We start from the raw sequence: 12357 nt of genomic DNA, 5'->3' as shown, positions 1-12357 counted from the left end.
TTAGCCGCGCCTGCGGGCGCCCGATGAGAGGCACGACGATGAGCGCACTGGTTGGCGTGATCATGGGCTCCAAGTCCGATTGGTCCACCCTTAGCCACACCGCCGACATGCTTGAAAAGCTCGGCATTCCGTACGAAGTCAAAGTGGTTTCGGCGCACCGCACGCCTGATCTGCTGTTCAAGTACGCCGAGGAAGCCGAAGGCCGTGGCATCGAGGTGATCATCGCCGGTGCCGGTGGCGCCGCTCACCTGCCTGGCATGTGCGCCGCCAAGACTCATCTGCCCGTTCTGGGTGTGCCGGTGCAGTCTTCCATGCTGTCGGGCGTTGATTCATTACTCTCCATCGTTCAGATGCCTGCCGGCATTCCGGTCGCGACGCTGGCCATCGGTAAAGCGGGCGCGATCAACGCCGCGCTGTTGTCGGCCAGTATCCTGGGCGCCAAGCATCCACACTTCCACGCAGTGCTGAAGACATTCCGCGCTGAGCAGACAGACAGCGTTCTGGACAATCCAGACCCACGCGAGGCCTGAGGTTTTCATGAAGATCGGCGTAATCGGTGGCGGCCAGTTGGGTCGCATGTTGGCACTGGCGGGGACCCCGCTGGGGATGAACTTCGCCTTCCTTGACCCCGCGCCGGACGCCTGCGCCGCTGCGCTTGGCGAGCATCTGCTCGCCGATTACGGCGATCAGGAACACCTGCGCCAGTTGGCGAATGATGTCGATCTGGTCACCTTCGAGTTTGAAAGTGTGCCGGCAGAAACCGTCGCCTTCCTCTCGCAGTTCGTGCCGGTTTACCCGAGTGCCGAAGCGCTGCGCATCGCCCGCGATCGCTGGTTCGAAAAGAGCATGTTCAAGGACCTCGGCATCCCGACGCCGGCGTTCGCTGACATCCAGTCCCAGGCGGAGCTGGACGCTGCGGTGGCCAGCATTGGTCTGCCGGCCGTGTTGAAAACCCGCACGCTGGGTTACGACGGCAAGGGCCAGAAAGTCCTGCGCACGCCCGAAGACGTAGTCAACACCTTCGCCGAGCTGGGCAGCGTGCCGTGCCTGCTGGAGGGCTTCGTGCCATTCACCGGCGAAGTTTCGCTGATCGCCGTCCGCGCCCGTGATGGCGAGACCCGCTTCTATCCGTTGGTCCACAACACTCACGACAGCGGCATTCTGCGCTTGTCGATCGCCAGTACCGATCACCCACTGCAGGCGCTGGCTGAAGATTACGCCGGGCGCGTGCTGAAGCAGCTCGATTATGTGGGCGTGCTGGCTTTTGAATTCTTCGAAGTCGATGGCGGCCTGAAAGCCAACGAAATCGCCCCGCGCGTCCACAACTCAGGTCACTGGACCACCGAAGGCGCCGAGTGCAGCCAGTTCGAGAACCATCTGCGCGCCGTTGCCGGGCTGCCGCTGGGTTCGACGGCCAAGGTCGGCGAAAGCGCGATGCTTAACTTCATCGGTGAAGTGCCCGTTGTGAGCGAGGTCATCGCCGTCGAAGATTGCCACCTGCATAACTACGGCAAGGCCTTCAAGGCCGGGCGCAAGGTCGGCCACGCCACCGTCCGCAGCAAAGATCGCGCGACGCTGGATCGTCAGGTGAAGCAGGTTGAGGCTCTGATCAAAAACTGATCACCGCGCTGACCGGTCTTGACCGCCTCCGTAGGAGTGAGCTCGCTCGCGATGGCATTTGTCCGCGACATCATTGCTGTCTGACCCAGCGTGATCGCGAGCAAGCTGCTCCTACAGTGTCCTTCATATCCTGTTGAACCATTTCGCCGGGCCGCCCCTCTCATAGCGTGTTGCCAATAGCCAGCTAGGCTTTGGCATATTCATTCAAACAGAGGGACATGGCATGGGAATCATCGGAACCATCTTCATCGGCTTGATCGTAGGTCTGCTGGCGCGCTTTCTGAAGCCAGGCGACGACAGCATGGGCTGGATCATGACCATCCTGCTCGGTATCTGCGGCTCGCTGGCCGCCACTTATGGTGGTCAGGCGCTGGGTATCTACCGCGCAGGCGAGGGTGCAGGTTTCCTCGGTGCGCTTGTCGGCGCGATCATCCTGCTGGTGATCTACGGCATGATTAAAAAGCGTTAAGCACGCCTGGCCCTCTGCGCTATTGCGGCGCAGAGGGCTAGAATGCCCGGCACTCAACTCCTCCCGCCGAGCATCTCCAATGCGTCATCTCCTTTTCGTTTCACTGCTGCTGGTCTGCGGACTGGTACGCGCCGTTGAATTACCCGAAACCGACTGGCTTGAACTGATGCCGAAGTCGGATCAGAAAGCCCTCGAAGCCATGCCCGAAATCGACCACAACTCGCCGGAAGGCCAGGGCACGTTCGACAGCAAAGGCGGTTTGAAGCAGAGCAAGGGCTTGCCTGCCGTCATGTATTCCACCAAAACCGTCGCGTCGATGAACGACAAAACCATCCGCCTGGGTGGCTATCCGGTTCCGCTGGAGACTGATGCGAAGGGCCACAGCACGCTGTTCTTCCTCGTCCCGTACCCGGGCGCCTGCATCCACGTGCCGCCACCGCCGCCGAATCAGCTGGTGCTGGTGCGTTATCCGAAAGGCCTGAAGATCGCCGACATCTACACACCGTTATGGGTCATCGGCACGTTGAAGGTGGAGAAGGTCAGCAATGATCTCGCCGACGCCGCCTATGCGCTGGACGCATCGAAAGTGCGTGTGGTGGTTGAGGCGGATTTGTAGGATCTGGCTAAGCACCATCCCACTGACACAGCGCGGGTGCTTGGTAGGACCGGCTTTAGCCGGGAAGGCGTCGGGTGTCACACCACAAAATTGATGGTGCTCAAACCGGCCCCTTCCCGGCTAAAGCCGGTCCTACAAAATAGCGCAGTGTTGTCAGGCCTCTGCCAACGGCTCGGCCCAGATGCTGACGCTCAGCGCATGCATATCACCTGGCTTGAGCGTCACGACGTCGGTCAGGACGTTGGCCGTCTCAACGCACACCATGCCCTTCCAGCCCTCAGGCTGCATGTCGTCGAAGGTTTTGGTCTTGGCGATCCACGGGTTCCAGACGATGGCCGATTGCGAACCCGTCGTTTGAATCTGAATCCGGCGTTTCCACTGCGGGTCGACCACTGAAATCAGGTCAGGCGTGTCCTGATAAATACGGTCCGTCTCGCCAGTGAACGTGATGTCACCCACCTGTACGTTCTGGGTATCCCAGCTTTCCAGTGTGTTCAGGTACTCGACGCCATCCAGCCCTTCGATACTGATCCGGCTCACATCGCTCACCGCGAAATAACTGTGCAGCGCCTGACTCAGCGTGACGTCTTCGGCGCCAGCGTTGAAGCTCACCAGACTGACATTCAGCGCGGCATCCAGGCGGATGTGCAGCTTCAGGCCAACGGTGTGCGGCCACCCCGACAAATGTCCCTCGGCCTGGGGCTGGATGAATTCGACGATCAATGCGTCGCCGTCCTCACCGACGCCCATCAACTCCCAGTCGATCGCCCGAACTTCGCCGTGGGCCTTTGCCGGCTCGTCGCTCTCGCGCATGGCCTGCACGCTGGACGGGTTTTTCTGGAAATTGCCAAACCACGGCCAGCAGATAGGCATGCCGCCGCGAATAGGCTTGCCCGATTTGAACAACGCGCCCGGGTTGGACCAGATCAGCGGCTCATCGCCGTCCACCTGGTAACTGATGATGTGCGCGCCTTGCTGGGCGATCACCAGTTCGGCCTGACCGTGGCGGATGCGCCAGCAATTAAGCTCACCGAGCTGGAAGGATTCGACGTTTGACGTAGGCATAGAGGTTCTCACTCGAAGGACAGTGACTGAATCAGACTGCGCCAAGCTTGATGAGTTTGTTGCGCAAAGCCAAGGGCGGGCACATCGGCGCCCACCCGGGCTTGATGATCAGCGTCGAGCCGGCACCGAACGAGTACGGCCGCTGCCGTCGATGGCGACAAAAACGAACACCGCCTCGGTCACCTTGCGCCATTCGCTGGACAGAGGATCATCGCTCCACACCTCGACCATCATCTGAATCGAGCTGCGGCCGATTTCCAGGGTCTGGGTGTAGAACGACAACTGCGCGCCCACCGCGACGGGCACCAGAAACGCCATGCGGTCGATGGCAACAGTCGCCACACGGCCACCGGCCACCTTGCTCGCCATGGCAGTGCCGGCGAGGTCCATCTGGGCAACCAGCCAGCCGCCGAAAATGTCGCCAAAGCCGTTGGTTTCGCGGGGCAGGGCGGTAATCTGCAGGGCAAGATCGCCCTGCGGTATCGGATCTTCTTGTTCGAGCTCAATCATTACTGGGTTCCTCTGACCCTGCAGACCCTGTGAAAACTACTGCGCTCGACAATACTGCGTTAAAAGCAGGCGGAAAATGCTCATTTAGGAGCCTCTAGACTCCGCTTTTCCGCCTGCTTTTGCCTTGTCTTGCCTTCGCTCGCGACGTTTTCACAGCGTCTGCTGACTCTAGGTAGTCTTCATTTCGTTTAAAGGGAAACTCTGCGAAAACGACTTGGGCAAATGGCTTCGCACAACTTCCCTGAAGAGACCGGCTGAGTCGTGGCCGGCGAGTATATCGGGCGCGCGGTCATGAAACGACCGCCGCTTTTTCATGATGCCTTCGCGCCATTGCAATCCATGTGCATTTGTACGCAATTTGCTATCGTGCCGGACCGACTTGGCGCACTACGCCATTTTTGGCACGCAATTTTGATGCCCGATTAACTTTTCGAGTCGAGAAATCGCGTGTGAAGCCGTTACCCACGGTTGAGTCACCGTTGATTTTTCGCCCAAAGAGAGCCTCAAAAGAGAAGCCACTGTCATGTCCTCTGTGCCTTTAAGCGCCACCCAGCCTTCGCGCCCGTTGAACCGTAACGATTACAAAACCCTTTCACTGTCTGCCCTGGGCGGAGCGTTGGAGTTCTACGACTTCATCATTTTCGTATTCTTCGCAGCAGTGGTAGGCAAGCTGTTTTTCCCCGTAGACATGCCCGAATGGCTGCGTTTGATGCAAACGTTTGGCATTTTTGCCGCCGGTTATCTGGCTCGGCCCCTGGGCGGCATCGTCATGGCGCATTTTGGTGATCTGCTGGGCCGCAAGAAAATGTTCACCCTCAGCATTTTCCTGATGGCCGTGCCGACGCTGATCATGGGCTTGCTGCCCACTTACGCGCAGATCGGCATCTGGGCCCCCATGTTGCTGCTGCTGATGCGCGTCATTCAGGGCGCCGCAATCGGTGGCGAAGTGCCTGGCGCGTGGGTATTCGTTTCCGAACACGTTCCCGCCCGTAACGTCGGTTACGCCTGCGGTACCCTCACGTCCGGCCTGACGGCCGGGATTTTGCTCGGCTCGCTGGTCGCCACCTGGATCAACAGCGTGTACTCGCCCGTTGAGGTATCGGACTACGCCTGGCGGATTCCTTTCCTGCTCGGTGGCGTCTTCGGTCTGATGTCGGTTTACCTGCGCCGCTGGCTGCACGAAACCCCGGTGTTCGCCGAGCTTCAATTGCGCAAGCAACTGGCTGAAGAAGTGCCGCTCAAAGCGGTATTGCGCGATCATCGCGGCGCCGTCGTGCTGTCGATGTTGCTGACCTGGCTGCTCTCCGCCGGCGTGGTGGTGGTCATTCTGATGACGCCGACCCTGCTGCAGAAGGCCTACGGTTTCGCACCTGCCGACACCCTCAAAGCCAACAGCCTCGCCATTGTCTTGCTGAGTCTGGGATGTATCGGGGCTGGCGCGCTGGCGGACCGAGTCGGCGCGGGCCTGGTGTTCCTGTTCGGCTCGCTCGGTCTGCTGGTGAGTTCGTGGACCTTCTACCACATGATCGGCACGCACCCGGATCTGCTGTATCCGCTGTACGCGATCACCGGTTTGTTCGTCGGCACCATCGGCGCAGTGCCGTATGTGATGGTCAAAGCATTCCCGCCGGTGATTCGCTTCACCGGGCTGTCGTTTTCCTACAACCTGGCGTACGCCATCTTTGGCGGTTTAACGCCAATGGTCGTCAGCCTGATGTTCGCCGCCAACCCGATGGGCCCGGCTTGGTACGTGGCGATTCTTTGCGCCATGGGCATGGGGATTGGTGTTTACCTGATCAAGAGAAAGCCGGTCGAGTCCTGATCGAGCCACCGGCAAATCCTCCTGCTGAAACCGAGGCCGCCAGTCGTAATGACTGGCGGCCTTTCATTTGATTGTCATATTCCGGTCATAGAGTAGTCACATGGCCATCATAGATGGCGGCACTCTTCACCTCGCCAGGAGCAAGGCATGACCTTCAAACGTTTGATGACGGCGCTGACGTTCGTCGCGGCTGGCGCGGCTATCGGCAGTGCTTCTGCCGCCGTCGACCCTGCGATCAAGCCCTACGTCAAAACCAGCGGTGTCTCCGGGAATCTGTCCAGCGTGGGCTCCGACACCCTCGCCAATCTGATGACGATGTGGGCCGAGGCCTACAAGAAAGAATACCCAAGCGTGAACATCCAGATTCAGGCTGCCGGCTCCTCAACAGCGCCGCCCGCACTGACCGAGGGCACTGCAACGCTGGGACCCATGAGCCGCAAGATGAAGGACGGCGAACTGTCGGCCTTCGAGCAGAAGCACGGCTACAAGCCGACGGCGATTCCCGTGGCAGTGGACGCGCTGGCGGTGTTTGTCCACAAGGACAACCCGATCAAGGGCCTGACGCTGCAGCAGGTCGACGCGATTTTCTCCGCGACCCGGCTGTGCGGCGCCAGGACCGATGCAAAAACCTGGGGCGATGTGGGCGTGACAGGAGATCTGGCCGGAAAGGCCATCCAGCTGTTCGGACGCAATTCGGTGTCCGGCACCTACGGTTATTTCAAGGAAGAGGCGCTGTGCAAGGGCGACTTCAAACCCAACGTCAACGAACAACCCGGCTCTGCTTCGGTGGTCAGCTCCATCAGCAATTCGCTGAACGGCATTGGCTACTCGGGTATTGGTTATAAAACATCCAGCGTGCGCACCGTACCCCTCGCGAAAAAAGAGGGCGGCGACTTTGTCGAAGACAACGAGGCCAACGCGCTGAATGGCACTTACCCGCTGGCGCGCTTCCTTTATGTGTACGTCAACAAGGCGCCGAACAAGCCATTGAATCCTCTCGAAGCCGAGTTCGTCAGATTGATCCTGTCAAAACAAGGTCAGGAAGTTGTCATGAAAGACGGGTACATTCCGTTACCAGCCAAGGTCGTCAGCAAAGCCTTGGCTGATCTGGGGCTACAAGAACGGTAGCGAGCGCGCTGCCCAGACAACCCTGATGCGGGGTGACAGGTTCGTCCCGCCACAAACGACAAAGGCCTTATGGAACGAGGCTCGCAGAACACTGAACAGTCCGTTGCCCCGATTCAGGAGCGGCGGGCTTTTTTGCGTCACCTCGCTGTCATGTATTTGTCATACAGAGTGGCTACGGTGTGCGCATGAATGATTTGGCCAATTCATCAATGACCGAAAAACCCCGTCCCGAGCGCATTGATTTCAATGCGCCCGAGCTGCAACGCAAGCGCAGGATCCGTGCGCTCAAAGACCGCCTGACGCGTTGGTACGTGTTAGTGGGCGGTCTTGCCGTGTTGGCCGCCATCACCCTGATCTTCTTCTACCTGGCTTACGTCGTCGCGCCGTTGTTTCAGGGGGCGAAACTGACGCGCAGCGATGCTCAAACTCCCGCCTGGCTGCAAGATGCTGGCAACCCCATGGTGCTGGTCATCGAAGAGCAGAATCAGGTCGCCATGCGCGTGTCCGACAAGGGCGAAGCGCTGTTTTTCCACCTCAAGGACGGCGGCGAAATTTCCCGCGTGGCCTTGCCAATCCCTGCTGGCGCGAAGGTGACGTCGGTGGCCCAGGATCAGCCCGGCAAGCCTTTGATTGCGGTCGGCCTGTCCAACGGACAGGTGCTGGTGTTCAAGCACGCTTATCCGATCAGCTATCCCGACAACAAAAAAACCATCACCCCCACGATTACTTATCCTTACGGCGAGACGCCGCTGGTGCTGGACGAAGGCGGGCGGGCGCTTGAGCACGTCAATCTGAATGCCAGCGACACGACCCTGATTCTGGCCGGTGCAACCGGTACCCAGCTGCACGTGTTGTCGCTGACCCAATCCGAAAACCTGATGACCGGCGAAACCGATCGCGAGCAAAGCCGCATCGACTTGCCGCAACTGTCGGCGGCGGTCAAAGCCATCTACGTCGATCCGCGCCAGCAGTGGCTGTACGTGATCAACGGCCGCGCGCTGGTGGATGTGTTCGACCTGCGCGATCGCACGCTGAACGGCCGCTACAAACTGCTTGAAGACGCCAACGCCGAAACCACCGCCAGCACGCAGTTGGTGGGTGGCATCTCGCTGGTGATCGGCAGTTCCAGAGGCAACATCGCGCAGTGGTTCATGGCGCGGGACGTCGACGGCGAGATGCGTCTGCAACACATTCGTGACTTCAAAATGAGCGGCGCGCCGATTTCTCAGATCACCGCCGAGCAGCGCCGCAAAGGGTTCATTGCCATGGACACCTCCGGCAAGCTCGGCGTTTTCCACAGCACCGCTCACCGCACGCTGTTGATCGAGCCGATAGCCAGCGGCCCCGCGGTGATGGGTCTGTCGCCCCGCGTGGATCGCCTCATCGTTGAAGACAGCGGCAAGCTGCTGCCCCTGAGCCTGAACAATCCGCACCCGGAAATTTCCTGGAGCGCGTTGTGGGACAAGGTCTGGTACGAGAACTACGATGAACCCAAGTACGTTTGGCAATCCACCGCATCCAGCAGCGACTTCGAGCCCAAGCTCAGCCTCGCGCCTCTCACCTACGGCACGCTCAAAGCCGCCTTCTACGCCATGCTGCTGGCCGCACCGATCGCCGTCGCTGCGGCGATCTACACCGCTTACTTCATGGCGCCGCGCATGCGTCGCAAGGTCAAGCCGGTCATCGAGTTGATGGAAGCGATGCCGACGGTCATTCTCGGCTTCTTCGCCGGGCTGTTCCTGGCGCCGTATCTGGAAGGGCACTTGCCGGGCATCTTCAGTCTGCTGATCTTCACCCCCATCGGCATTCTGCTGGCGGGGTTTGGCTGGACGCGCTTGCCTGACTCGATTCGCCTGCGGGTACCCGACGGCTGGGAAAGCGCGATTCTGATTCCGGTCATTCTGCTGATTGGCTGGGTCTCACTGAGCATGAGCCCGCACCTGGAGAACTGGTTCTTCGGCGGCGACATGCGCGCGTGGATCACCAACGATATGGGCATCACCTACGACCAGCGCAACGCAATGGTGGTCGGAATCGCGATGGGTTTTGCGGTCATCCCCAACATTTACTCTATTGCCGAGGACGCTGTGTTCAGCGTGCCGCGTGGCCTGACCCTCGGCTCACTGGCCCTCGGCGCCACGCCGTGGCAGACACTGGTTCGCGTGGTGATTCTCACGGCCAGCCCGGGGATTTTTTCTGCGCTGATGATCGGCATGGGCCGCGCTGTGGGCGAGACCATGATCGTGCTCATGGCCACCGGTAACACGCCGATCATGGACATGAACCTGTTCGAAGGCATGCGCACCCTTGCGGCCAATGTGGCGGTGGAGATGCCCGAGTCGGAAGTGGGCGGCAGTCATTATCGCGTGCTGTTCCTCGCCGCCCTGGTGCTGCTGATGTTCACATTTGTCATGAATACCTTGGCAGAGCTGATTCGTCAGCGTCTGCGCAAGCAGTATTCGTCTCTCTAGGGCAGGTTGAAACCGATGAAGCAGACCTCCCTCAAGCGGTGGTTCAACAGTGGCGGCCCCGGCGTCTGGTTGAGCGCGGGTGCGGTGTCCATCGCGGTGATCATGACCATCGGCCTGCTGGCGGTGATCGCCGTGCGCGGGCTGGGGCATTTCTGGCCCGCCGATGTCATTTCCGCCCAGTACGACGTTCCCGGGCAGGAAAGCCACGTGCTGGTGGGCGAGCTTGTTCAGTCTGAACAAGTGCCGCGCGCCAGGCTCAAGGCCGCCGGGTTGCCGGTTCCTGATCAGGGGCCCGAGTTCATGACCCGCGATCTGTTCAAGGTCGGCAACCGGGATATTAGTCCCAGCGATTTCAACTGGGTCATTGGCGAGTGGCTCAAGGACCCGCGCAAGCCTGCGGAATTGATGACCCTCGAGCGCCGCGAGTGGGGCAATTTCTACGGCTATCTGGTCAACGTCAAAGAAGACGGCAAAGTTGTCGCCGAGGGTGAAGCCGCATGGCCGCAACTGCAGGCGCGTATCGAGCGGGTGCAGGGCATTTCCGATCAACTGGACGACCTGGAGAAGGGCGAGATTGGTGCGATCAACCACGGTATCGAGCGGCTGCGTCTGCAGGCGCGCAAGCTTGAGCTCAACGGCGAACTCGATGCCGCCGCACAGGCCGACATGGCCACTGAGCGCGCCGAATACGACGCCCGCTACAAGGACGTCGAATCGCGGCTGGGCGCGTTGCACGCCGAATACAATCGCGACAGCCTGACGGCCCGTGACGCCAACGGCAAAGAAATCGAGATCAGCATCGGCAAGGTGGTTCACGCGTATCAACCCAACGCCATGGGCACGATGACCAAGCTGGGGTTCTACTTTCAGAAGCTTTGGGAGTTCCTCAGCGACGACCCGCGCGAGGCCAATACGGAGGGCGGGATTTTCCCGGCGATCTTCGGCACCGTGATGATGACGCTGATCATGGCCGTCATCGTGACGCCCTTTGGCGTGCTCGCCGCTGTGTATCTGCGTGAGTACGCGCGCCAGGGCGTGATGACGCGCTTGATCCGCATCGCGGTGAACAACCTCGCGGGCGTCCCTGCCATCGTCTACGGCGTGTTCGGGCTGGGCTTTTTCGTTTACGTGCTGGGCGGATCTCTGGATCAGCTGTTCTTCCCCGAAGCCCTGCCGGCGCCGACGTTCGGCACACCGGGCTTGCTGTGGGCATCGTTGACCCTGGCGCTCCTCGCCGTGCCGGTGGTGATCGTTGCCACCGAAGAAGGCCTGGCGCGCATCCCGCTGACGCTGCGCGAGGGCTCGCTGGCTTTGGGCGCGACCAAGGCCGAAACGCTGTGGAAGATCGTTTTGCCGATGGCCAGCCCGGCCATGATGACCGGTCTGATCCTGGCCGTCGCTCGAGCGGCCGGTGAAGTGGCGCCGCTGATGCTGGTGGGTGTGGTCAAGATGGCGCCGTCGTTGCCGCTGGACGGCAATTACCCGTACCTGCACCTCGACCAGAAGATCATGCACCTGGGTTTTCATATCTACGATGTCGGTTTTCAAAGCCCCAACGTCGAGGCCGCGCGCCCGCTGGTGTACGCCACGGCGCTGCTGCTGGTGCTGGTGATCGCGCTGCTGAACCTGTCGGCGGTGACGATTCGCAACCGCCTGCGCGACAAGTACAAGGCTTTCGAAGACTGAGTCGGCCACACGCTTCAAGCGGCACGCTGAAAAGCCGCATACCGTATCAGCACCACATTTGCAGCTTGCGGCTAGAGGCTTGCAGCTACGAACGGAGAGAGACCATGCAACACGAACCCCACGCCCACGGCATCAACATGTCGGCCCTGGGTCGCAAGCGCCAGGTGCTGGATCTGGCGAACGAAGCCGTTGCGCTGGAAGTGCCGGGGCTGGATCTCTTCTATGGCGAGAAGCAGGCGCTGTTCGACATCCGCATGAACATCCCGAAACAGCGCGTGACCTCGTTCATCGGGCCGTCCGGGTGTGGCAAGTCCACCTTGCTGCGCACCTTCAACCGCATGAACGATCTGGTGGACGGCTGTCGCGTACAGGGCGAGATCAAGCTCTATGGCCACGACATCTACACCAAAGGTGAAGACGTCGCCGAGTTGCGTCGCCGGGTCGGCATGGTGTTCCAGAAGCCCAACCCGTTTCCGAAGACCGTTTACGAGAACGTCGTTTACGGGCTGCGTATTCAGGGCGTGAACAAAAAGCGCGTGCTCGATGAGGCCGTCGAGTGGGCCTTGCGTGGCGCCGCACTGTGGGACGAAGTCAAGGACCGCCTGCATGAGTCGGCGCTCGGACTTTCCGGTGGTCAGCAGCAACGTCTGGTGATCGCCCGCACCATCGCCGTCGAACCCGAAGTGCTGCTGCTCGATGAGCCGTGCTCCGCGCTCGACCCGATTTCGACCCTGAAAGTCGAAGAGTTGATCTACGAACTGAAATCCAAATACACCATTGTGATCGTTACCCACAACATGCAGCAGGCGGCGCGCGTGTCGGATTACACCGCGTTTCTGCACATGGGCAAGGTGGTCGAATACGGGGACACCGATACGTTGTTCACCAATCCGACCAAAAAGCAGACTGAAGACTACATAACCGGTCGTTACGGCTAGCACGTGTTTCGTCAGCCTTGAACCACCGCGCA

General features: G+C 60.3%; 11 protein-coding genes. 9 read left to right on the top strand and 2 right to left on the bottom strand.

Annotated elements, in window-relative coordinates:
* Window positions 1-38: 38 nt before the first annotated feature.
* From purE to AC07VF_RS07350, 4 genes are all read left to right on the top strand, one after another.
* Window positions 39-530, top strand: a complete 492-nt coding sequence (gene purE / locus AC07VF_RS07365; protein WP_065988179.1) for a 5-(carboxyamino)imidazole ribonucleotide mutase — start codon at window positions 39-41, stop codon at window positions 528-530.
* A gap of 7 nt (window positions 531-537) precedes the next feature.
* A complete protein-coding gene (locus AC07VF_RS07360; RefSeq protein ID WP_495008344.1) occupies window positions 538-1620 on the top strand; it encodes a 5-(carboxyamino)imidazole ribonucleotide synthase in 1083 nt (360 codons plus the stop codon).
* Window positions 1621-1843: 223 nt separating this feature from the next.
* Window positions 1844-2089: a GlsB/YeaQ/YmgE family stress response membrane protein gene (locus AC07VF_RS07355; RefSeq protein WP_037016790.1), complete on the top strand. Its 246-nt coding sequence runs from the start codon at window positions 1844-1846 to the stop codon at window positions 2087-2089.
* Window positions 2090-2168: 79 nt separating this feature from the next.
* Window positions 2169-2705, top strand: coding sequence for a DUF3299 domain-containing protein (locus tag AC07VF_RS07350; protein WP_495008345.1), 537 nt, complete (start codon window positions 2169-2171; stop codon window positions 2703-2705).
* Between the two features lie 153 nt (window positions 2706-2858).
* On the opposite strand, the gene AC07VF_RS07345 is transcribed toward AC07VF_RS07350, so the two are convergent.
* Entirely contained in the window at window positions 2859-3770 is a 912-nt protein-coding gene (locus AC07VF_RS07345; protein WP_192174545.1) for a D-hexose-6-phosphate mutarotase, read from the bottom strand.
* Between the two features lie 108 nt (window positions 3771-3878).
* Window positions 3879-4280: an acyl-CoA thioesterase gene (locus AC07VF_RS07340; RefSeq protein ID WP_093466337.1), complete on the bottom strand. Its 402-nt coding sequence runs from the start codon at window positions 4278-4280 to the stop codon at window positions 3879-3881.
* A 523-nt stretch (window positions 4281-4803) separates the two neighbouring features.
* Between AC07VF_RS07340 and AC07VF_RS07335 the strand changes: the two genes are divergently transcribed.
* From AC07VF_RS07335 to pstB, 5 genes are all read left to right on the top strand, one after another.
* Window positions 4804-6102, top strand: a complete 1299-nt coding sequence (locus AC07VF_RS07335) for an MFS transporter (protein WP_495008346.1) — start codon at window positions 4804-4806, stop codon at window positions 6100-6102.
* A 147-nt stretch (window positions 6103-6249) separates the two neighbouring features.
* Window positions 6250-7230 (top strand): phosphate ABC transporter substrate-binding protein PstS family protein, encoded by a 981-nt coding sequence (locus AC07VF_RS07330; protein WP_495008347.1) that lies wholly within the window; start codon window positions 6250-6252, stop codon window positions 7228-7230.
* Window positions 7231-7415: 185 nt separating this feature from the next.
* A complete protein-coding gene (locus AC07VF_RS07325) occupies window positions 7416-9701 on the top strand; it encodes an ABC transporter permease subunit (protein ID WP_495008348.1) in 2286 nt (761 codons plus the stop codon).
* A 15-nt stretch (window positions 9702-9716) separates the two neighbouring features.
* Window positions 9717-11387, top strand: coding sequence for a phosphate ABC transporter permease PstA (gene pstA / locus AC07VF_RS07320; RefSeq protein ID WP_495008349.1), 1671 nt, complete (start codon window positions 9717-9719; stop codon window positions 11385-11387).
* A 104-nt stretch (window positions 11388-11491) separates the two neighbouring features.
* Window positions 11492-12325: a phosphate ABC transporter ATP-binding protein PstB gene (gene pstB / locus AC07VF_RS07315; protein ID WP_065988194.1), complete on the top strand. Its 834-nt coding sequence runs from the start codon at window positions 11492-11494 to the stop codon at window positions 12323-12325.
* The last annotated feature ends 32 nt before the right edge of the window (window positions 12326-12357 follow it).

This window comes from Pseudomonas sp. GW821-FHT02H06, from assembly GCF_059421525.1.
This window is presented reverse-complemented; position numbering and strand designations above follow the sequence as displayed.

Excerpts from the sequence above, each read along its gene's own strand:
- AC07VF_RS07360 (WP_495008344.1), top strand. The coding sequence starts at position 538 with ATGAAGATCGGCGTAATCGGTGGCGGCCAGTTGGGTCGCATGTTGGCA.
- AC07VF_RS07355 (WP_037016790.1), top strand. The coding sequence starts at position 1,844 with ATGGGAATCATCGGAACCATCTTCATCGGCTTGATCGTAGGTCTGCTG.
- AC07VF_RS07340 (WP_093466337.1), bottom strand. The coding sequence starts at position 4,280 with ATGATTGAGCTCGAACAAGAAGATCCGATACCGCAGGGCGATCTTGCC.
- pstA (WP_495008349.1), top strand. The coding sequence starts at position 9,717 with ATGAAGCAGACCTCCCTCAAGCGGTGGTTCAACAGTGGCGGCCCCGGC.
- AC07VF_RS07335 (WP_495008346.1), top strand. The coding sequence starts at position 4,804 with ATGTCCTCTGTGCCTTTAAGCGCCACCCAGCCTTCGCGCCCGTTGAAC.
- AC07VF_RS07345 (WP_192174545.1), bottom strand. The coding sequence starts at position 3,770 with ATGCCTACGTCAAACGTCGAATCCTTCCAGCTCGGTGAGCTTAATTGC.
- AC07VF_RS07350 (WP_495008345.1), top strand. The coding sequence starts at position 2,169 with ATGCGTCATCTCCTTTTCGTTTCACTGCTGCTGGTCTGCGGACTGGTA.
- purE (WP_065988179.1), top strand. The coding sequence starts at position 39 with ATGAGCGCACTGGTTGGCGTGATCATGGGCTCCAAGTCCGATTGGTCC.
- AC07VF_RS07325 (WP_495008348.1), top strand. The coding sequence starts at position 7,416 with ATGAATGATTTGGCCAATTCATCAATGACCGAAAAACCCCGTCCCGAG.
- AC07VF_RS07330 (WP_495008347.1), top strand. The coding sequence starts at position 6,250 with ATGACCTTCAAACGTTTGATGACGGCGCTGACGTTCGTCGCGGCTGGC.
- pstB (WP_065988194.1), top strand. The coding sequence starts at position 11,492 with ATGCAACACGAACCCCACGCCCACGGCATCAACATGTCGGCCCTGGGT.